The sequence below is a fragment of the Paenibacillus sp. FSL L8-0641 genome (assembly GCF_038006265.1).
GTDB classification, from domain to species: Bacteria; Bacillota; Bacilli; order Paenibacillales; family Paenibacillaceae; genus Paenibacillus; species Paenibacillus polymyxa_D.
On record NZ_JBBOUW010000001.1, the window covers coordinates 87,924 to 112,500 of the forward strand.

General features: G+C 49.7%; 2 protein-coding genes (1 of these 2 running past the window's edge). One reads left to right on the forward strand and one right to left on the reverse strand.

The genetic code is table 11. From position 1 onward, the window contains the following. Window positions 1-14: 14 nt before the first annotated feature. A complete protein-coding gene (locus MKY16_RS00415; protein WP_340953607.1) occupies window positions 15-23,741 on the forward strand; it encodes a non-ribosomal peptide synthase/polyketide synthase in 23,727 nt (7,908 codons plus the stop codon). A 110-nt stretch (window positions 23,742-23,851) separates the two neighbouring features. Here MKY16_RS00415 and MKY16_RS00420 read toward each other — a convergent pair whose 3' ends face one another. Beyond that, window positions 23,852-24,577, reverse strand: partial view of an alpha/beta hydrolase gene (locus MKY16_RS00420; RefSeq protein WP_340953611.1) — the 3' portion only. It continues 309 nt past the right edge of the window; 726 of the gene's 1,035 nt are visible here — the last part of the coding sequence; the start codon falls outside the window, past its right edge; it ends in the stop codon at window positions 23,852-23,854.

Genomic DNA, 24,577 nt, shown 5'->3' on the forward strand with positions numbered 1-24,577 from the left:
TAGGAGTGAATGAGATGAATGACATGCAGTTATATGATTTAACAAATGCGCAGAAGCGTATATGGTATACCGAATTACTCTACCCAGATACGTCAGTGTCACAGCTTTCCGGTACAGCTAAGATGAAGGGGCATATCCATATCGCTGCCTTCATGCAGTCTATTAATTTGATTATCAAACAGTATGATGCGTTCCGTATTCGTATTACCTCAGTGGATGGAGTGCCTCAACAGTATGTCGTTCCTTATGAAGAAAGACAGTTGGAGTGCCTGGATCTTTCCCACTATGAAAGTATATCTGAAGTGGAAGCCTTACTTGAGCAACACAAAAGCAAACCCTTGCCCCTGCTGGATTCTGAACTCTTCCAGTTTTTAATTGTGAAGATTAGCGAGGAAGAGTATTGGATTAATATCAAGATGCACCATATTATTTCTGACGGAATATCAATGGTGGTCTATGGCAATCAGCTAACAGCGTTTTACATGGAGTTAATTCAAGGAAATGAGCCGAAGCTGGGCGACGATTGCTCGTATATTGAATATATTGCAGATGAGAATGCATACGAACTTTCTGACAGATACCAGAAAGATAAGGCATACTGGCTGGATAAATTTTCTGATTTGCCTGAGCTTACGGGTTGGAAGTCATATAATCCATTGTCTTTAAGCACTCACGCTGTTCGGGAGCATTTTACTGTACCAGAAGTGCTGTATCACGAGCTGCAGGCATTTTGCCAACAGAACAGAATTTCCTTGTTCCAGTTCTTCATGGGTGCGATGTATATCTACATACACAAAATGACGAATCAGCCGGATGTGGTGATTGGAACTTCGTTCGCTAACCGGGGGAACAAAAAAGAGAAGCAAAAGATAGGTATGTTCGTCAGCACCGCTGCTGCCAGAACATACGTCGAAAAGGATATGGATGTGCTGAGCTTCGTGCAGGATGTAGCCAGAGATCAGATGTCAATCCTGCGGCATCAGAAATATCCATACAATCAGTTAATTCAGGATCTTAGAGAAATGCATGGCAACAAGGATATTCAGCGGCTTTTTGGCGTTTCAATGGAATATCGTCTTATCAATTGGGTTGATTTGGATGATGTGCGTATTTTGACAGATTATGATTTCTGCGGGGATGAAGTGAACGATTTCGTACTTCATATCGTAGAGATCCTGGATGAAGGCGAACTGGTACTGGATGTCGATTATCGGACGGAGCTGTTTGAACGCAGCGAAGTTAAGGACATGGTTTCCCAGTTGCTTACGATCGCCGAGCAGGTCATTCATTCACCTCAGCTTTCTATCGCAGAGGTAAACTTATTGGGCGAACCCGAAGAGCAATCCATTTTGGCTCTTTCGGAAGGCACTACAGTTGACTATCCACGTGAGAAGACCATCCATGGCTTATTCGAAGAACAAGCCGAGCGCACGCCAGATCACGTAGCCGTTCAGATGGACGAGCAGAGCATTACATACCTAGCTCTAAACGAGCAGGCTAACCAGCTTGCGAGATATTTGCGCTCCGAGGGTGTAGGAGCAGATACGCTCGTAGGGATTATGGCTGACCGTTCCTTGGAGATGGTCATCGGGATGTTGGCCATTTTAAAAGCAGGTGGTGCCTATGTACCGATTGACCCTGATTATCCGGAAGAGCGTATCCATTATATGCTGGAGGATTCAGGTGTCCGTCTGTTGCTTACCCAAGGTCATCTGTGGGAAAGTACCACTTTTGACGGAAAGCTTGTGAGCCTGGACGATTCTGCAACGTATACAGGAGATGCCTCCAATCTGGAGAGCATTTCGGGACCAAACCATCTGGCCTATGTCATCTACACGTCGGGTACAACCGGCAACCCGAAGGGCACGCTGATTGAGCATAAAAATGTAGTTCGACTGCTCTTTAACGATAAAAATCTATTTGATTTCACCTCTCAGGATACGTGGACGCTATTCCATTCGTTCTGCTTCGATTTCTCCGTTTGGGAGATGTACGGAGCGCTTCTTTATGGAGGGAAATTGGTGATTGTTCCATCTCTCACAGCCAAAAGCCCAGCAGCTTTCCTGGAGTTGTTGAAAGATAACCAAGTCACCATTTTAAATCAGACGCCGACGTATTTTTATCAGGTGCTACAGGAAGAACTGACGCACTCTTCGACAGAGCTTGGCCTTAGAAAAATCATTTTTGGTGGAGAGGCTTTAAGTCCATCTCTTCTGAGAAACTGGCGGGTCAAGTATCCTGATGTGCAGCTGATCAATATGTACGGAATTACGGAAACAACGGTCCATGTCACCTACAAGGAAATCACGGAACATGAGATTGAAGCGGGGAAAAGCAATATTGGCAGAACGATCCCGACACTTAGCGCTTACATTCTCGATGAGCAAAGACGCCTGCAGCCTGTTGGGGTTCCGGGAGAGCTATACATTGCGGGGGACGGTCTTGCCCGTGGGTATTTGAATCGGCCGGATTTGACGTCTGAGAAATTCGTTGAACATCCGTATCGGGCGGGAGAGCGGCTGTACCGAACGGGGGATCTTGCTCGTTGGTTGCCTGATGGCAATATTGAATATTTGGGGCGGATCGACCATCAGGTCAAAATTCGCGGCTACCGAATTGAGCTTGGCGAGGTAGAAGCCCAAATTCTCAAGGCTCCGAACGTACGGGAAACGATTGTCCTCGCACGGGAAGACGAACAGGGCCAAAAATTGCTGTGCGCCTACTATGTAGCCTCCAGTGACCTTTCGCCGGGGGAATTGCGGTCTCAGCTGGCAGCGGAACTCCCCGCTTACATGATTCCTTCTTATTTTGTCCGGCTGGAGCAAATGCCGCTTACGCCAAATGGCAAACTGGATCGCCGTGCGTTGCCGGCTCCTGAAAGCAGCGTACAATCCGGCGAGGCTTATTTGGCTCCGAGAACTGCTGTGGAAGCTCAGATGGTACTCATCTGGCAAGATATCTTGGGCGTTGCCCGCGTTGGTGTCAGAGATAATTTCTTTGAAATTGGGGGTCACTCCTTGCGGGCAACAGTGCTCGTTTCACGGATTCACAAAGAATTGGGATGTAGCATTTCGCTGCGTGAGGTGTTTCAGTCACCTACGGTCGAATCCTTGGCCCAACTTGTGAAAAAACACATTCCAACCATGTACGAATCCATCCCGCAGGCGGCGGAAAGCGAAGCTTACCCAGTGTCCTCAGCGCAAAAGCGGTTATACGTGCTGAGACAGATGGATGGGGGAGAGCTCAGCTACAATATGCCAGGGGTCTTTACGGTGGATGGACCGTTGGATCGCACGCGGCTGGAGTCTGCGTTCCAGGCACTGATCCAGCGCCATGAATCCCTGAGAACCGGCTTTTATATGCAGGATGGGGAGCTTGTTCAGCGTGTGCATAGGAATGTGCCGTTCGTGTTGAACTACACAGAGGCTTCGGTGGAGGAGACGGATACGCTCATTCACAGCTTTATTCGTGCCTTTGATCTGAGCCAGGCTCCATTATTGCGTGTTAGCTTGGTGAAGCTCCAGGAGGAGCGTCATCTGTTGCTGTTTGATATGCATCACATCATTTCAGATGGGGTTTCTATTCAAATATTGATAGAGGAGCTTACTCATTTGTATCAAGGAGAACAGCTACCAGAGCTGCACATCCAGTACAAGGATTATGCCGTATGGCAACGGGAACAGTCAGAGAACCAATGGCAAGATCTTGAGAAATATTGGCTGCAAGCCTTTGAAGGAGAGTTGCCGGTATTGGATCTGCCTACAGACTTCCAACGACCTTCGGTTCGAAGCTTCGAGGGGAGCCGAATTGATTTTACATTGGATGAGTCTGGAAATAAGGCAATACAAGAGCTTGCATCCCGTACAGGTACTACACTGTATATGGTATTGCTGGCTGCTTATTCGGTACTACTGCACAAATATACAGGACAGGAGGACATCGTCGTAGGTTCTCCAGTAGCCGGAAGGCCGCAGGCTGAGCTTGAGGGTATCATCGGAATGTTTGTCAACACACTGGCCTTGCGCAGCTACCCGGCAGGAGATAAAACCTTTCAGGATTATCTTCTGGAAATCAAGGAAACAGCGCTCAAGGCGTTTGAGCATCAGGATTACCCTTTTGAAAAATTGGTCGAAAAGCTGGGCGTAGGACGTGATGTCAGCCGCAATCCGCTCTTTGACACCCTATTGGTATTACAAAATACCGAGCAGGAAGAGCAGGAAATGGACGGAGTGCACTTTACTCCTTACTTGATGGACACCGTCACAGCCAAATTTGACCTGTCCCTCAATGTAGAGGAGAAGGGCTCAAAATTAGCCTTTGGCCTCGAGTATAGTACGGCTTTATATCGCCGTGAAAGTGTAGAGCGACTTGCAACGCACTTGCTCCGGATTCTGCACGCAGTCTCGGCCAATCCCCAGTTGCAACTGGCCGAGATAGAAATGATCACACCGGAGGAGAAAGTACAGATCGTTGAAGTATTTAACGCGACATCGGCTCCTTATCCAAGAGACAAGACCATTCATGAGCTGTTCGCAGAACAAGTCAAGCGTACACCGAAACAGACGGCGCTTGTATTCGGCGATGTCCAGCTAACGTACCTTGAATTGGAAGACAAGGCGAGCCGACTGGCCCAAACACTGCGTCGTTTGGGAACGTTGAGGGAGCAGCCTGTGGCCGTGATGGGCGGACGAAGTATCGAAATGGTCATTGGTATGCTCGCGGTGCTTCAAGCGGGTGGAGCCTATGTGCCGATTGATCCTGATTACCCGGAAGATCGGGTGCGTTATATGCTTAATGATTCCGACGCCAAGCTATTATTGGTGCAAAAGAGCGAGCTTATAAATGTAGACTACGGTATACCGATTGTCGATCTTAGCAGTGAAGAGGCTTATGCAGCTGAACCTGCCCAGCCGGAGACTGCCCAAGGATCGCAGGGGCTTGCTTATGTCATCTATACATCGGGTACGACGGGTAGACCGAAGGGCGTTATGGTTGAACACCGGAACGTGGTTCGTCTGGTCAAAGAGACCAACTATGTGGAGCTGAATGAATCTACGCGGATTTTGCAAACGGGAGCCGTAGCCTTTGATGCTTCTACATTCGAGATATGGGGAGCTTTGCTTAACGGTGGACAGCTCTATTTCGTAGAGAATGACGACATTCTGATTGCCGATAGGCTCAAAGCAGCTATTGCCAAGTACGGGATTACGACATTGTGGCTTACTTCACCGCTTTTCAATCAGCTTTCCCTGCAGGATGAGTACCTGTTCAGAGGGCTCAAAGCATTACTAGTCGGCGGTGACGTACTGTCCATATCTCATATGAATCGTGTAATCGAGGCTAATCCTGATCTTGTCCCTATCAATGGCTATGGTCCGACAGAGAATACGACCTTCTCCACCACCTACGAGATTCCAGGTCGTGCCGAAGGGGTCGTACCGATTGGTCGCCCAATTAGTAATTCGACCGCTTATGTGGTCAATGGATCGCTGCAATTACAGCCTATTGGTGCTTGGGGTGAACTCATTGTCGGCGGTGAAGGTGTAGCGCGCGGATATCTCAATCGTCCTGATCTCACAGCAGAGAAATTTGTCCCTAGTCCTGTGAAGGACGGAGAACCCTGCTACAGAACTGGGGATTTGGTACGCTGGCTTCCAGATGGGAATTTGGAGTTTAAAGGAAGAATTGATGAGCAGGTCAAAATACGTGGTTACCGCATCGAACTCCCTGAAATCGAGGCCCAACTGGCCAAGGTGGAGTCAGTAATCGACGCCGTAGTGGTCGTTCGCGCGGATGAGCTTGGAGAGAAGCAGCTTTGCGCTTATTATGTGGCGGATCGTGCGCTCACGGCAGGCGAAGTACGCCTTGCCCTATCGCAGGTGCTTCCGGGCTATATGATGCCATCCTATTTTATTCAGATGGATCGTATGCCATTAACGTCAAACGGAAAAGTGGACCGCAGGTCTCTGCCGGCTCCGCAAGTAGGTGCGCATACAGGACGGAAGTATACAGCTCCTCGTACACCGGCCGAAGAAGCTTTGGCGTCTGTCTGGCAAGGGGTGCTGGGTGCCGAACAGGTGGGTATCCATGACAATTTCTTTGAATTGGGTGGAGATTCCATCAAGGCCATTCAGGTGTCGTCACGGTTACTGCAGGCCGGCTATCGGTTAGAGATGAAGCAACTGTTCAAATCGCCAACTATTGCCGAGCTAGGCGCGGAAATACAGACGGCTGTGCACATGGCTGAACAGGGAGTTGTGCGTGGAGCGACTCGCTTGACTCCAGTCCAACAGTGGTTCTTTGGCCGGAAGCAGGCAGAGCCTCATCACTTCAATCAAGCGGTTATGCTGTATCGTGAACAGGGATTTGAGGAAAAGGCCTTGCATCAGGTGCTGAGAAAACTTGCTGAGCATCATGACGCCCTTCGTATGGTTTTCCGTCAGACAGAGCATGGCTACGAAGCTTGGAATCGTGATCTTGAAGAAGGAGAGCTTTATAGCCTGTTCACCGCTGATTTACGGAATGAATCCGATCCGACTGCAGCCATTACATCGCTGTCGGATGACATTCAGCGCAGTATCCATCTGGCAGAAGGCCCGCTGCTGAAGTTAGGGCTTTTCCATTGTCAGGATGGAGACCACCTTCTGATCGTGATCCACCATTTGGTGGTGGACGGAGTATCCTGGCGGATTTTGTTCGAGGACATCGCAGCAGGCTATGAGCAGGTGATTCAAGGCCAAGCACTGACACTCCCGCAGAAGACGGATTCCTTCCGTGACTGGGGTGACGCCCTTGCTCGTTATTCGGAAGGCCCTGAAATGGAGACTCATCGGGCGTATTGGAGAGAGCTAAAGGATCAGCCACTCGAACAGTTGCCGAAGGATGAGGCTGTGGAAAGCCTTCTTTTACAGGATAGCAAAGTAGTAACAGCACAATGGACTATAGAAGAAACCGACCAATTGTTGAGAAAAGCCCACCGTGCTTATCAAACAGAGACGAATGATTTGCTATTGACTGCTCTAGGCATGGCGATATCCAAGTGGTCTGGGATCGAAAAGGTTGCTGTGAATCTGGAAGGGCACGGTCGTGAGCCGATTATACCGAATATTGACATCACCCGTACCGTCGGCTGGTTTACAAGTCAATATCCGGTGATTTTAGACTTGGGGGATAACTCGGAAGTGGCCTCCTTGATCAAGTCTGTGAAAGAAGGGTTGCGCCGAATTCCGAACAAAGGTATTGGCTACGGGTTGCTCAAAACGGTGGCAAGTCAGTTGGATGAAGATAGCTTCAGCTTGCAACCTGAGATTTCTTTTAACTATCTGGGGCAATTTGATCAGGATTTGCAAGGAGGCTCATTGCAGATCTCTCCTTATCCGACCGGAAGCGCGCAAAGCTTGTTGGAGGAACCGGCCTATACGCTAGATATCAATGGCATGGTGACGGACGGAGCCCTGACTCTGACGATGACTTATAACGGAAAACAGTATAAGTCATCTACGATGGAACAGCTCGCTGGATATATTGAAGAAAGCCTGCGGGAGCTTCTCCAGCATTGCGTAACCCAAGAAAAAACCGTATTGACACCAAGCGACGTGCTTGCGAAGGGTCTAAGCATTGCCGACCTGGAGGAGCTTTCTAAGCAGACCAGCCACATAGGCGATATTGAGAATGTATATAGTCTGACACCGATGCAGAAGGGCATGCTGTTCCATGATATGTTTGAGCCGCATACGGGTGCTTATTTTGAGCAGGCTGCCTTTGACTTTAAGGGTAGCTTTGATCCGACCGCCTTCGGACACAGTCTGGATGCAGTGGTGGAGCGTCATGCTATCCTGCGTACGAACTTTTACAGCGGATGGGGCAGCGAGCCTTTGCAGGTTGTATTTCGGCACAGAGGCGCTAAATTGGTGTACGAAGACCTGCGGGAGATGAATGCATCGCAGCGCGAAGCTTACCTGAAGACATTTGGTGCTAAGGATAAAGCACTGGGCTTTAACCTAGCTGAAGACGAGCTTCTCCGTGTATCGATTCTACAAACAGATGAAGAGAGCTTCCGCCTCTTATGGAGCTTTCATCACATCGTCATGGATGGGTGGTGTGTTCCGTTAATTACGCAGGAGGTATTTGAACACTATTTTGCCCTCCTGGAAGGAAGAGAGCCTCACCTGGCAGAGGTTCAGCCGTATAGCCGGTATATTGAATGGCTCGAACAGCAGGATGAAGCAGCTGCGGCCGACTATTGGAGCCGATATCTGGCCGGTTATGAACAACAGACGCTTTTACCTCAAGTCGGTGGAGCAGCTAAAGGAGAAGGCTATGTAGCAGAGAAGCTGAATTATCCTCTCAGCAGGGAATTGACTGAACGCCTGGAAAAGGTGGCCAGAGATGCTCATGTCACGATGAATATACTGCTGCAGTCCATTTGGGGCGTTGCGCTTCAACGCTATAACGGTAGTCGGGATGTTGTATACGGAAGTGTAGTATCAGGCAGACCAGCAGAAATTCCGGGCATTGATCGGATGATCGGTTTGTTCATCAATACGATTCCCGTTCGTGTGAAGACAGAGGAGAGTCTCCCCTTCACAGTTCTGATGAAGCAGCAGCAGGAACAATATATGGCTTCTCATATGTATGACACCTACCCGTTGTTTGAAATTCAGGCTCAGACGGATCAGAAGCAGGATCTCATCTCTCATATTATGGTGTTTGAGAATTATCCTGTGGAAGAGGAAGTAGAGCGTCTGGGTGGTGGCGAGGCTGCCTTTGAGATTGAGGAAGCGGAGCTTCTTGAACAAACGAATTACGATTTTAACTTAATTGTTCTACCGGGCAAAGAGATGAGATTGTTGTTCCAATACAATGCGCTCGTCTATGATCCAGCCACGATCGAGCAAATCAAGGGCCACTTGTTCCACCTGATGGAACAAATTGTGGAGAATCCTGCAATTTCCGTGGATGCTCTAGAATTAGTCACGCCGCAGGAGAAAGAACAGATTCTGAACGTATGGGGAAATACACCAGGCATTTACGAGCAATGTAACACGTTCCACGGGCTGTTGGAGGAACAGGCGGGACGAACGCCAGACGCGACTGCCCTTTTGTTTGGGGACGAGATGCTGACCTACGCCGAGCTCAATGCAAAAGCCAATGGACTGGCGAGAAGGCTCCGTACTCAGGGAATCAAGACGGGAGATCTGGTGGGACTGATTGCTGCACGGTCGCTCGAAATGATCGTTGCGATCTACGGCATTATGAAAGCCGGGGGTGCCTATGTTCCAATCGATCCAGAGTATCCGAAAGAACGAATCAGTTACATGCTTGAAGATTCCGGGGCGAAGCTGATCCTTACACAGGCCCATCTCTTGGAGCATCTCGGATGGACGGAAAATGTTTTGCTGCTGGATGAATCATCGACCTATGATGCCGACACCTCGAATTTGGAGGCTACTGCCGGCCCGGATGATCTGGCTTACGTGATCTACACTTCAGGTACGACGGGTCAGCCTAAGGGCGTATTAGTCGAGCATCGGGGACTACCCAATCTTTCGGACGTATACGGGACACACTTCGAAGTTACACCGCAGGATCGGATCGTTCAGTTTGCAAGCCTGTCGTTTGATGCATCGGTTTCGGAAATTTTAACGGCGCTGAGCCACGGGGCTGTTCTGTGCATCCCTTCTCCACAAGATATTTTAGATCATGCCCTGTTCGAGCAGTTCATGAACGATAAGGGGATTACGGTAGCGACTTTGCCACCCGCTTACGCTATCCACCTTGATCCAGAGCGTTTGCCAACACTGCGGTGCTTGCTAACCGCTGGATCGGCCGCATCGATCGAGTTGATCGAAGAGTGGAGGAAGCATGTACGTTACTCTAATGGCTATGGCCCAACAGAGGACTCCGTATGCACCACAATCTGGTCTGTCCCGGACAGTGAGGGAGCAACGGATATTGTATCTATTGGACGACCTATTGCTAACCATAGTGTGTACATCTTGGATGACCATTTTAGATTGCAACCTGTCGGTGTAGCTGGAGAGCTATGCATTTCGGGTATCGGGTTAGCGCGGGGGTATCATAACCAGCCTGAGTTAATGGACGAGAAGTTTGTGGACAATCCATTTGCTCCAGGAGAGCGTATGTATCGGACGGGTGACTTGGTTCGCTGGTTACCGAATGGAACCATCGAGTACTTAGGTCGAATAGATCACCAAGTCAAAATCCGCGGCTACCGTATCGAGCTAGGCGAGGTAGAAGCACAAATGCTCAGAGTGCCGTCCGTTCAGGAAGTCGTGGCCATGGCTGTAGAGGGCAATGATGGCTACAAAGATCTAGTCGCTTACTTCGTAGCCGCTCAGAAACTTGAGGTATCCGAGCTCCGAGAGGTTCTGTCGGAGATGTTGCCTGGATATATGATCCCTTCCCGCTTCATACAAATGGACGATATGCCTCTGACGTCGAACGGAAAAATCGATCGAAAAGCGCTGCAGGGCGAGCGTGGATGGGCAGTTGCTTCATCTGAGGCTCCAAAGACACCTGTAGAAATGCAATTAGCCCAAATCTGGCAAGAGGTGCTAGGTGTAGAGAATGCGGGAGTGAAGGACAATTTCTTCCATTTTGGAGGTCATTCCCTGCGTGCAGCCCTGCTAGTCTCACGAATTCGCAAGGAAATGAATCGCGAGATTAGTCTGAGAGCAGTGTTCGAGTCTCCTACTATTGAAGGATTGGCCCGTGCTATTGAGGGCTATACACCGCTGAATTTCGAAGAAATTCCTACAGCGGGAGCGAGAGAGCATTATCCATTGTCCTCGGCCCAAAAACGAATGTTTATTCTAAGTCAGCTGGAAGGTGGAGAGCTGAGCTACAATATGCCGGGTATTCTTACCGTTGAGGGAGCTTTGGATCGGGAACGGCTAGAGCAGGCATTCCGTCGTCTGATTCATCGTCATGGTTCGCTGCGTACTCGTTTTGTGACCGTGAACGGTGAACCTGTACAGCAGCTCCTGACGGATGTTCCGTTTGCTGTGGAATATGTGGAGTTGAGCGAGGAAGAGGCAGGAGCTACCCTTCAGCAGTTCGTCCGTCCTTTTGATTTAGGTGTAGCTCCATTGCTGCGGGTCGGCCTTATTCGAATTGCACATGAGCGCCATTTACTATTGTTTGACATGCACCATATTGTCTCAGATGGGGTTTCTATGAATATTCTCATAGAAGAGTTTCTCCGCTTCTACCAAGAGGAGGACGTACTTCCTGAGCTACAGATCCAGTACACAGACTATGCGGTATGGCAGCAAGAGCAGCTCGGAAGCGAGCGTCTTAAGGTCCAGGAGGCTTACTGGCTGGATGCTTTCCGTGGAAGCTTGCCAGTGCTGGATTTGCCAGGAGATGAAGTTCGTCCTGCGGTGCGAAGCTTTGCAGGGGATCGAATCGACTTCCAAATTGATTCTTCTCTGAGTGCTTCACTTCAGGAGCTGGCTACCCGAACGGGTTCCACTCTGTTCATGGTACTGCTGGCAGCCTATACAGCGCTCTTGCACAAGTACACAGGTCAGGAAGATGTCATTGTCGGTTCACCTGTGGCAGGAAGATCTCATGCGACACTCGAAGGCCTCATCGGTATGTTCGTCGGCACAGTGGCACTTCGTACTTATCCAGAAGGAGAAAAGCCTTTCGAGGCTTATCTGCAGGAAGTGAAGGAAACAGCGCTGCGGGCCTATGAAAACCAGGATTACCCGTTCGAGGAGCTGGTAGAAAAGCTGGAGCTTCAGCGTGATTTGAGCCGTAACCCACTATTTGATACCATGTTTGTCCTGCAAAATATCGAGCAGGGAGAACAAGAAATAGAAGGATTGCGCTTCACTCCTTACGATAATGTACATCCGGCTGCCAAGTTCGATCTCACGCTGACCGTGAGTGAAGCAGACGGGGCATTGAACTGCACGCTTGAGTACGCGACTGCGATCTACAAGCAAGAGACTGCTGAGCGGATGGCAGGCCACTTTGTACAGCTTATTCGGGAAGCCATCGCCAATCCGGCACTGCCGTTGTCATCCCTTGATATCGTGACACCTCAGGAAAAATTAAGGCTGATGAAAGCGCCGGACGAAGCCAAGGCAGACTATCCTCGTGACAAGACGATCCATGCGCTGTTCGAGGAGCAGGCCGCACGTACTCCGAATGCAGTGGCAGTCGTATGTGAAGATGCAGCCCTGTCCTACAGCGAGCTGAACGAGCGGGCCAATGGACTTGCCCGAACGCTGAGAGAACGTGGTTTGCAACCAGACGGTTTGGCTGGAATCATGGCGGATCGTTCCCTTGAAATGGTGGTCGGAATTTTAGCCATCTTGAAGGCAGGCGGGGCCTATGTCCCTGTAGACCCTGAATATCCAGAGGACCGCATTCGCTTTATGCTTGAGGATTCGGGAGCCAAGCTACTGCTGACACAAGCGCATCTGGAGCAACGGGTCTCCTTCGCCGGGGATATCGTAAGTCTGGACAAAACGGCTTCCTACAAGGAGGATGTCTCAAACCTGCAGCCTGCAGCCGGACCGGAGCATCTTGCCTACGTCATCTATACATCGGGTACGACAGGCAAGCCAAAGGGAACACTGATTGAGCATAAAAATGTAGTTCGCTTGCTCTTTAATGATAAAAATATGTTTGACTTTGGTCCTCAGGATACGTGGACACTGTTCCATTCATTCTGTTTTGACTTCTCTGTATGGGAAATGTACGGAGCATTGCTGAACGGAGGACGGTTGGTCATCGTTCCATCGCTTACCGCGAAGAGTCCAGATCGTTTCTTACAATTGCTTAAGGATCAGAAGGTCACCGTTTTGAACCAAACGCCGACGTACTTCTACCAGTTGCTACAGGAAGAACTCGGTCATCAAGCGGCAGAACTGAGCCTCCGTATGATTATCTTCGGTGGAGAGGCATTAGCTCCGGCCCTGCTCAAGGACTGGAGAACGAAGTATCCGCAAGTGCAGCTCATTAACATGTACGGCATTACCGAAACGACCGTGCATGTAACCTACAAGGAAATTACAGAGTTGGAAATTGAACAGGGCCGCAGCAATATCGGCACCACGATTCCGACGCTGCGAGCGTACATTTTGGATGAACAACGCCGTCCACAGCCGATTGGCATTCCAGGTGAACTCTATGTGGCGGGCGTAGGTCTGGCGCGAGGTTATCTGAACCGACCGGAATTGACGGAAGAGAAGTTTGTCCCTCATCCGTTCGAAGCAGGCGAGCGTATGTACCGCTCGGGTGACTTGGCACGCTGGTTGCCGGATGGCAGCATGGAGTATTTGGGACGGATTGACCATCAGGTAAAAATCCGTGGTTACCGTATTGAGCTAGGCGAAGTGGAAGCGAAGCTGCTCCATGCTCCGTCTGTAAGAGAGGCCGTTGTGCTCGCCCAAGAGGATGGAAGTGGACAAAAAGTGCTTGTCGGCTATTTCACAGCCGATCAGATGCTGACGGTAGGAGAGTTGAGAAAAGCCTTGGCTGCCGAACTGCCGGCTTATATGATTCCATCTTACTTTATGCAATTGGAACAGCTGCCTTTGACACCAAATGGCAAACTGGATCGCAAAGCGCTTCCGGCTCCGGAGGCCAATGTGCAGACTGGAGCGGTTTATGAACCGCCAAGGACGAAGGCTGAGGAAGCTTTGGCTTCCGTATGGCAAGGTGTGCTGGGAGCACAGCAGGTCGGCATCCACGATCATTTCTTCGACCTGGGTGGTGACTCCATCAAGGCGATTCAAGTGTCCTCGAGATTGTTCCAAGCTGGATATAAATTAGAGATGAAGGATCTCTTCAAATATCCGACAATTGCCGAGCTCAGCCCGTATCTTCAGGCAGCCGGACGTACAGCGGAACAGGGCGAAATTAAAGGTGCAGCAGAGTTAATGCCAATTCAGCGCTGGTTCTTTGAACGCCATACAGCGGAGCCGCACCATTATAATCATGCCGTCATGCTCTATCGGAAAGACGGCTTTGATGAGGCTGCACTCCGATTGACAATGGACCAAATTGCGATCCATCATGACGCGCTGCGCATGGTTTTCCGGCCTACAGAAGCTGGATACGCAGCTTGGAATCGGGGAACGGATGAAGGCGAGCTCTACACATTGGACATTGCTGATATGCGGCAGGCGGAAGACCAGACAGCTGCGGTTCAGGCCCAAGCCAATGCCATTCAGGCAAGCTTTGACTTGGAAGGTGGCCCACTGTTCAAGCTAGGCCTGTTCCATTGTGAAGATGGCGATCATTTGTTGATTGTCATTCATCACCTCTTGGTTGACGGTGTGTCCTGGCGCATCCTGTTTGAAGACATTGCAACAGGATACGAGCAGGCGTTGAATGGACAAACGATTGTTCTTCCGCAAAAGACCGATTCGTATCTTGTATGGTCCGAGCAAGCGGCGAAGTATGCAGCAGGTCCTGCCCTGGACGAGGAGCGTTCATACTGGCAGCAGATTGAGGAGACGCTTCTGGCTCCACTGCCCAAGGATAAGGATCAGGAGCCAGGCACCGTTCGGGATACCGAGTCGGTTACGGTAACGTGGTCTGCTGAAGAAACAGAGCTGCTGTTGCGACAAGCAAACCGGGCTTATCATACGGAGACGAATGATTTACTCTTGACTGCTCTGGGAGCAGCTATTCAGCGCTGGACAGGCATGGAGCAGGTTCTGGTTAACCTTGAAGGACATGGACGGGAAATGATCGTACCAGATCTGGATATTACCCGTACCGTGGGCTGGTTCACAACTCAGTACCCTGTTCTGCTGAACCTGCAAGATGGGCAGGAAGTATCTACCCGGATCAAGCGCATCAAGGAGAATTTGCGAGAGGTTCCGCACAAAGGTATCGGCTACGGTCTGCTGAAATATATGGCACCGGAAAAAGACACTCGATTCAGCGTAGAACCAGAAGTTTCCTTCAACTACCTTGGACAGTTTGACCAGGATTTGGAGGGGAATGCTCTTAGCTTGTCTACACATTCAGTCGGTAAGGCGCTCAGCGATCACACACCGCAGCAATATGCTCTGGATGTGAATGGCATGATTGCTGAAGGACAGCTATCACTGACGATTACGTACAGCAACAGGCAGTATCGTAACGAGACGGTGAGTCATTTTGCTGAATTATTACAGTCAAGCCTTAGTGAGGTCATCCGGCATTGTGTAGCTCAGGAGTGTTCACAGCTTACACCTAGTGATGTTCTGTTCCAAGGATTAACATTGGAGCAGCTTGATCGACTTACGGCGCAGACGGCTCATATCGGAGAGATTGAGGATGTGTACAAGCTGACGGCAATGCAGAAGGGCATGCTGTTTCACAGCCTGCTGGAGCCGGATTCCTCTTCATACTTCGAACAGGCAACGTTTGAGATGCGTGGCAGCTTCGATGTAGATATCTTCTTCGAGAGCTTCCAGGCTTTGGTGCAACGACATGCCATACTACGTACCGGCTTTTACAACAACATTGCGGATGTACCGCTGCAAGTTGTCTTTAAGCAACGGTTAATCCCTCTGCACTACGTAGATTTGCGCGACGCATCTATGCAGGAACAAGAAGCCCGAATCAAGGCTTATATTGCTGAAGATATGGTTAAGGGGTTCAGCTTGTCAGAAGATCCGCTGATGCGAGTGACCGTCTTGCAGAAGGATCAAAGCTGTCTTGTATTGTGGAGCTTCCACCATATTGTTATGGATGGCTGGTGTATCCCGATCATTACACAGGAGCTGTTCGATTATTATTCTGCCAAGAAACAGCAATTACAGCCTGTCCTGCCGCCAGCTCAGCCCTATAGCCGTTATATCGAGTGGCTTGATGCACAGGATGATCAAGAAGCTTCAACATATTGGAGCCAATATCTCGAAGATTATGACGGGAATACCGTATTGCCGGAAGGTAAAACGAAATCTCAAGCCAAAGAAGCGGGCTATGTCCTAAAAGAGCATGTTCTCCATCTGGGTGCATCTTTGACCGGTAAAATGGATGTTGTCGCGAAGCGCAATCACGTGACCGTAAACACACTCATGCAGACAGCTTGGGGACTGATTCTTCAACGTTATAATGCCAGCTCGGATGTCGTTTTCGGCGGCGTTGTGTCGGGTAGACCGGCTGAGATTGCAGGGATCGAGAATATGGTGGGTCTGTTTATTAATACAGTACCTATCCGTGTACAGTCATCCAAAGACGAGGCTTTCGTCGAGGTAATGAAACGTACACAGGCACAATCATTGGCTGGTCGTGTCTACGATACCTATCCACTGTATGAGATTCAGGGGAAAACAAGCCAAAAGCAGGACCTGATTTCTCATATTATGATCTTTGAAAATTACCCGCTCGACGAACAGGTGGAGCAATCGGGTAATCAAACGGAGGACAATCTCGAAGTCGCCAACTTCACCATGTTTGAGCAAACCAACTATGACTTTAACCTGGTGGTCATTCCAGGCGAGGACATTAAGGTCTGCATTCGCTACAATGCATCGGTCTACGAGCAAGAAAGCATTGTGCGAATCGGAGGACATTTATTGCAAATGCTCGATCAGGTAGCTACTCGTCCGCAAGCGACGATACAGGAACTGGAGATTGTAACATCTGAGGAACGGACAAACCTGCTTGATTGGGGGGGCAAGGCTCATGTCTACCCAAGTGATCAGGGCCTGCATACCTTGTTTGAAGAACAGGTTGCCCGTACGCCAGATAAGATCGCGGCAGTAAGCGGCGACATCCAGATCACGTATCGGGAGCTGAATGAGCGGGCGAACAGACTGGCTTCCACCTTGATAGCCCAAGGACTACGGAGTGAACAAGTAGTGGGGCTGTTGGCGGATCGGTCAGTGGAACTGCTGGTTGCCATCATGGGGGTACTCAAAGCGGGCGGAGCCTATGTACCGATTGATCCTGAATATCCGCAGGAGCGGATTCAGTATATTCTGAAGGACTCTGGCGCTGAGATTCTGCTCACACAGAGCCACCTGACGAAACTAGCGGCCTTTGAGGGAATGGTTATGGAATTGGATGCCCCGCACATCTACGGAGCTGGAGTGAATAATCCTAATATTCCTGTGAGAGGAAACGATTTGGTGTATCTAATCTATACTTCGGGTACAACAGGAAATCCGAAGGGAACCATGATTAACCATAAAGGAATCGTGAACTACATCTGGTGGGCAAATAAAGTCTATTGTGCAGGGCAACCAACGGACTTCCCGCTGTATTCGTCCATTTCGTTTGACTTGACGATGACATCAATGTTTACTCCGTTAATAAATGGAGGAATAGTACGGATTTATGATGGTATAGATAAAGCGGAGGTTGTTCAGCATATTTTGCGCGAAAATGCGGTGGATATTCTCAAGCTGACGCCGACGCATCTCAGTCTGATTAAAGATATGACCATCCCGGTAGAGAGTCGCATTCAGCAGCTTATTGTGGGTGGAGAGAATCTGACCACACATTTGTCAAAAACGATTACCGACCTCTTTGGTGGCAATATCAAAATCTACAATGAATACGGTCCAACCGAAACCGTCGTCGGTTGCATGATTCACCTGTATGATCCTGCGAAGGATACACGGGAATCCGTACCGATTGGTTTGCCGTCAGACAATATATACATTCATATCCTGGATGAACAGCTTCGTCTCGTACCGTTAGGTGTGGAGGGCGAAATGTACATCGCCGGGGACGGGGTAGCCCGTGGATACCTGAACCGTCCGGATCTTACCGCAGAAAAATTCATTAGGAATCCGTTCGCTGCGGAAGGAAATATGTATCGCACCGGAGATTTGGCTCGTCGCCTTCCTAATGGAGACATTGAGTACATTGGGCGTATTGACCATCAAGTCAAAATACGGGGCTATCGTATTGAGCTTGGTGAGATTGAGGCCAAGTTGCTGGATATGCCCCTTGTCGAGGAAGCTCTCGTTGTTGCGTGGGCAGACGCCAATGGACAGAAGTCTCTGTGTGCTTACTTTGTAGCGGATCGTGAAATGTCTGTCAGCGAGCTGAGAAACGAACTGTCTGCCGGACTGCCTGCATATATGATTCCGTCTTACTTCGTCCAACTGGACGTGATGCCTCTGACACCGAATGGCAAACTGGATCGCAAGGCACTGCCTGAACCGAACTCGGGTATAAAGGCGGGAGCAGACTTTACCGCTCCGCGGACGGATGTGGAGAACATTTTGGCTTCAATCTGGCAAGGTGTACTTGGCGTGCCGCTTGTCGGCATTCATGATAATTTCTTTGAACTTGGAGGTGACTCGATCAAATCCATTCAAGTATCCTCAAGGCTTCTTCAAGCAGGCTACAAGCTTGAAATGAAGGATTTGTTCGGTTATCCGACAATTGCAGAGTTGGCGCAGCGCGTTAGTGTGGTCAGCCGAATTGCGGACCAAGGCGAGGTACACGGATCGGTAAGACTGGGACCTGCTCAGCACAGATTCTTCGATGAACAGTCAATGGATCTGCATCACTTTAATCAGTCGGTCATGTTGTACCGACGGGATGGCTTCAATACCGATGCGCTCGCCGAGGTTGTTCGGACAATTGCAGAGCATCATGATGCTTTACGACTGGTGTTCCGCCAAGGAGAGCAGGGATTGGAGGCCTGGAACCGGAGCGTAGGTGAGGGTGAACTCTATAGCCTCCAAATCCACGACCTGCGGGATGAGACAGACCCGGCTTCAGCAATAGAAGCGGGTGCGGAAGCCATTCAGCGCAGCATCTCTCTGGAGGATGGACCTCTCTTTAGACTGGGTCTGTTCCGCTGTGCAGAAGGCGAACATCTGTTGATCGTTATTCATCATCTGGCTGTGGATGGCGTATCCTGGCGTATCCTCTTTGAGGACCTGCAGGAAGGCTACGAGCAGGCAGCACGTGGAGAAGCAGTCAAGCTTCCGCAGAAGACGGATTCGTACCGTGCATGGGTTGAGGGAATCACACAATTTGCTAACAGCCCGGCGGCTGAACAAGAACTCAGCTATTGGGCAGAGGTAGAAGGAGGTGGCTTTGTCCCTCTTCCCAAAGACAAGGTAGATGGCGCTCTTCTCATCAAAGATAGCGAGGCTATCACGGTCAGATGGTCACCAGAAGAGACAGAGCAGTTCCTGAAAGAAGCGAACCGTACTTACAATACGGAGGTCAACGATCTGCTCCTGACAGCCCTTGGTATGGCTGTTCACGAGTGGACGGGAATCGAACGTGTAGGCATCCTTCTGGAGGGACATGGGCGGGAGCCTGTTGTACCGGAACTGGATATTACTCGCACAATAGGCTGGTTTACAAGTCAATACCCTGTCGCCCTTGAGATGGACGGGGAATTGGAGATCGGGGCCAGAATCAAGCGTGTAAAGGAAGGCTTGCGTCGTATCCCGAACAAAGGTGTCGGATATGGGATTTTGAAATATTTAAGCGACAGTCCCGATGCCTCCTCCTTCTCGGCTGAACCGGAGATTACGTTCAACTACTTGGGTCAGTTCGATCAGGATCTTGCAGGAGGGACGATGGAAGTATCGCCTTACTCCGTAGGACCTGAGGTCAGTGAGCAGATGGTGCAGCATCAGGCATTGAACATTAATGGACTGATTGCCGAAGGGCAGCTTCAACTCTCGGTCAGCTATAACCATCATCAGTTCCACGGGGAGTCCGTGGCTAAGTTTGTTGGCATTCTGAAGAACCGTCTTAGTGAAGTCATTGGACATTGCGTAAGTAAGGAAAGAACAGAACTAACACCAAGCGATGTACTCCTCAAAGATATCAGCTTGGAAAAGATTGAGGAGTTAGAAGAGCAGACACGGCATATCGGTAGTATTGAAAATATGTATAAACTGACGCCGATGCAAAAGGGGATGTTGTTCCACAGCTTGCTGGAGGCTCATTCAGAGGTCTACTTTGAGCAGGCCACATTTGAAATTCAGGGAGTGTTCTATCCTGAGGTTTTCAAACGCAGCTTACAGCAACTGATGAAACGGCATGCCATATTGAGAACGAATTTCCATGCTGGATGGGGCGATTTCCCTATACAGATTGTGTTCAAAGAAAGAGCATGCGATTTCGTATACGAGGATTTGCATGAGCTGGATTCCGCTGAAATAGAAGCGCGTCTTGCAGCTTATGTTGCCCAAGACAAAGCAAGAGGCTTTGATCTTGCGAATGAAGCCTTGCTGCGTGTTGCTATTCTACGTACTGCAAAAGAGCATTACCATCTGTTGTGGAGTTCTCATCACATCATTTTGGATGGCTGGTGTATGCCACTTGTGCTCCAGGAAGTGTTTGAAACATACGGAGCTCTACGTGAGCAAAGGGAACCTGAGCTTCCTGTAGCAGCATCGTACAGCCAGTACATTCAATGGTTGGAGAAACAAGGCGAGGAAGAGGCATCCTCTTACTGGAGAGGGTACCTGGAAGGCTACGAGCAGCAGACGAAGCTGCCACAAGCCATCACACAGCCATCGGCAAAAGCAGAGGCCTATGTGTCGGAGAAGCTGGTATTCACGTTGGATGCGGAACTGACCGATCGCCTGGAACAGGTGGCCAAACAGCATCAGGTGACGATGAATACGCTGATGCAAGCAGCCTGGGGAATCGTGCTGCAGCGCTACAATAGAAGCCAGGATATCGTCTTCGGAAGTGTGGTATCGGGAAGACCTGCCGAGATTCCGGGTATCGAAAGCATGATCGGTCTCTTCATTAATACAGTTCCAGTTCGGGTTCAGGCCGAGGGAAGCGATACGTTCTCCCATGTGATGAAAAGACAGCAGGAATTATATTTGGCAGGACATGCTTATGATTCCTATCCGCTCTATGAGATTCAAGCACAGAGCGAACAAAAGCAAGATTTGATTTCTCATATTATGGTGTTCGAAAATTACCCGGTAGAAGAGCATCTAGAAGAGAAAATTGCCAGTGAAGAGGCTGAATACAAAATTACAGATGTTCAGATGTTTGAACAGACGAATTATGATTTTAACCTTATTGTGCTGCCGGGACGTAGTCTGGAGTTCTTGTATCGATATAATGCTCGCGTCTATGACCGGGAGAGCGTGGAACGGATTCAAGGACACTTGACGAGAATTCTGACAAGCGTATCTGTACAACCTGCTATCCGTATTGATGAGCTGGAACTGATCACGCCAGAAGAGAAATCACAAATAATAGAGGTGTGGGGAGATACAGTAGCTCCTTATCCGCGTGAGCAGACCCTCCACGGCATATTTGAGGAAAAAGCTGCGCTCACACCGGATCGTACAGCACTTGTTTACGGAGAAACGAAGCTTACCTATGGAGAACTTCATCAGCAGGCGAACCGTCTTGCACGTACACTGCGTGCCCAAGGGGTCAGACCGGACCAACCAGTTGGCATCATGGTCGAGCGCTCGCTTGAGATGATCATTGGTATCCATGCCATTCTAAAAGCTGGTGGGGCCTATGTACCGATTGATCCGGAGTTCCCAGAAGACCGTATTCGCCACATGCTGGAGGATTCGGGGGCGAAGCTTCTGCTGACGAAGAACCATCTTAAAGATCGGTTCCCGTTCACTGGCACGATCCTGGCACTTGATGATCCGCAGGCGTACCATGAGGATAGCTCGAATCTGGAGCCAATTGCGGGGCCGGAGCATCTGGCGTATATCATTTACACGTCAGGTTCAACCGGCAAGCCGAAAGGTGTAATGATTGAACACCGCTCTGCCGTCCATACGCTGAGTCAGCTGGAAGCTGAATATCCGATGTTGGCAGGCGACCGTTTCCTGCTCAAAACGACATTCACCTTTGACTTCTCTGTGCCAGAGCTGTTCTGCTGGTTCTTTGGACAGGGGACTCTCGTGATCCTGCCACAAGGCGTGGACAAAGACCCGATGGCACTGCTGGAGGCTGTGGATACGAACCGAATCACGCATCTTAATTTGGTGCCATCGATGCTCAGTGTGCTCGTTCAATACTTGAAAGAAAGCGGCACCCAAGGATTCCTTACTCTGAAATACCTGTTTGCCTGCGGCGAGACGCTGCCTGCCAAACTTGTAGAAGAGTACTATAAAGTATCTCCACACGCAGTACTGGAGAATATCTATGGTCCTACCGAAGCGGCCGTATATGCGACCCGATATACAACTAGCCCTGAGACTGCGGCTCTAACGCATGTGCCGATCGGCAAACCGTACGCTAACGTCCAAGTATGGATGATGGACAGCGCTTCTCAGGTATCACCTGTGGGGGTACCGGGAGAACTCTGCATTGCAGGCGAAGGGGTAGCGCGGGGGTATTTCAACCAGCCGGACCTGACCGCAGAGAAGTTCATTCCTCACCCGTACAAACCGGGAGCACGGATTTACCGAACGGGCGATTTGGCCCGATGGCTGCCAGACGGGAATATTGAGTATTTGGGACGGATCGATCACCAGGTAAAAATCCGGGGTTACCGCATTGAGCTGGGAGAAGTGGAGGCACAAATTCTGAGGGTGCCATCGGTGCAGGAAGCGGTTGTTCTAGCACTGGCTGACTCCAGCGGAAGTACTCAGCTGTGCGCATACTTTGTGGCCGAGGAAGGGCTCGCAGCGGGCGTATTACGCGAAGCACTGGGCAGCGAGCTGCCAAGCTATATGATTCCGTCTGCTTTCGTACAGCTCGCACAAATGCCGCTGAATCCGAATGGCAAATTGGATCGCAAAGCGCTACCGGCACCAGAAATCCTTCTGCGGAGCACAGCGGAGTATATCGCGCCACGTACGCAGACAGAAGTCGAGCTCGCTCAGATTTGGTCCGAGGTGCTCGGCGTACAGGAAATCGGGATCAGAGATCATTTCTTTGACCTTGGGGGCCATTCCCTGAAAGTATTGGGCTTGATCCAAAGGATCTCGTCTAATATGGGCGTCCATCTCCCACTCCAGGCCGTGTTTAATCTGCCGACTGTGGAAGAAATGGCGCATGAAATTTTCAAGCTGCAGGCAACAACTACTGCCGACGAACAAGAAATGGAAATTATCCACTTCCCAGGGAAAGGAACGCTTAAAGTATTTTGCTTCCCTCCTCGGGTAGGTCACTCTCTGGGGTACTATGAGATGGCCAAGGAGCTGGATGGGCTTTGCGAGGTGTACGGGATGGAATTTATCGGCGATCGTTTTCAGGGCCAAGATATGCTGGATCGATACATCGATGCCATCGTGAACATTCAAGCCGAGGGCCCATATGTATTCCTTGGATACTCACTTGGAGGAAATCTCGCCTTCGAGGTAGCTAAAGCTATGGAAAGCCGAGGCTACCATGTTGGTGACATTATTATGGTAGATGCTATGAGAAAGATGTCCAAGGATGAATCGACACCTGAGGAGCTTGAAGAGATTGTCGAGACGGTGCTGGATAGCATTAGGGAGCAGTACAAAGTATTCCTCGCCGATCCAGCCGACAGGGAGCGAGTCATGGACAAAATGTTGGTGTACTCCACCTACCGCGATGAGCTTATTAACGCAGGTGAAGTTCATGCGAATATCCATGCTCTGATTGCGGAGGATGATAGTATTGGTCCAGATACATCATTAGATAAATTGTTATGGCAAAAGGCGACGCATGGTCAATACAAAGAATACGAAGTCATCGGAACGCATGATGTGCTGCTTGATTCCGGTTTTGTCGGGGAAAATGCTAAAGTACTGAAACAAATACTTGGTAAAATTGCAGAAGCCTCATCTAAAAACAAGCCTATTCTGTCCTAAGATCAATCAACGAGAATAGTATAGGGTAGCAAAGACGCCCGGATTCCTTTATATAGAAGGAACTCGGGGCGTCTTTTGTTTTTTTATGCTGTCCTTAACATATAAAGTCCCTAATTGTCTGTGTATGCTCTAGACATGGTTGACTGAAAATGACTGGTGTCGGTGATGAGTTCACGGATGACCTGGATGACAAGCTCCGGTTGATCATGGATGATCATATGCTCGCTCTTCTTGGCAACAATAAATTTGCTGTTTGTAGAGATGTTAAGCATCTCGCGCTGTCCCATTTGCCAGCTTTGTTCGATCTGATCATTTCCGCGCTTACTAATACCGAACTGAGTCAAATCTTGTTGAACGCCCCGGGCAATTACACGTACAGGGAGGTTGCCCAGATGCTGTCCCCGTATGGCATCTTCGGTAGTGCTTGCTAGATCACCTTCCTCCGCAACAGATCGAAAGTACTTAGAAGAAGCGACAATATTCACAAAAGAGTTTCTATCTTGATATTCGACTCGACCCGTTAGCATAAAATTGGGAAACAGGCGAAATGCTCCTGACTTTTCTAGGAGAATGGATATTAACGGGGAGGGATTGACCTTAGGTCGTTCTTTGGCATAGATCTCATTTGTCCGGCGAGCGTCATTCTCAGGCCTGGCATCCACCAGAACCAATCCTGCCACTTCGTCTTTGTAGGTCTGCGCGTACAGTCTTGAGTACATCCCTCCGAGAGAATGGCCTACCAGGATATAAGGAGCTTGGATGTCTGCGTTTTTTAAGGCGAGATGAAGCTCCCGAACGATGTTTTCCCCGGTTCGTGGAGTAGCAGCCTCCTCGCT

What these genes read in the sequence shown, in the direction of transcription:
- MKY16_RS00415 (WP_340953607.1), top strand. Translation starts at nt 15, where the DNA reads ATGAATGACATGCAGTTATATGATTTAACAAATGCGCAGAAGCGTATA.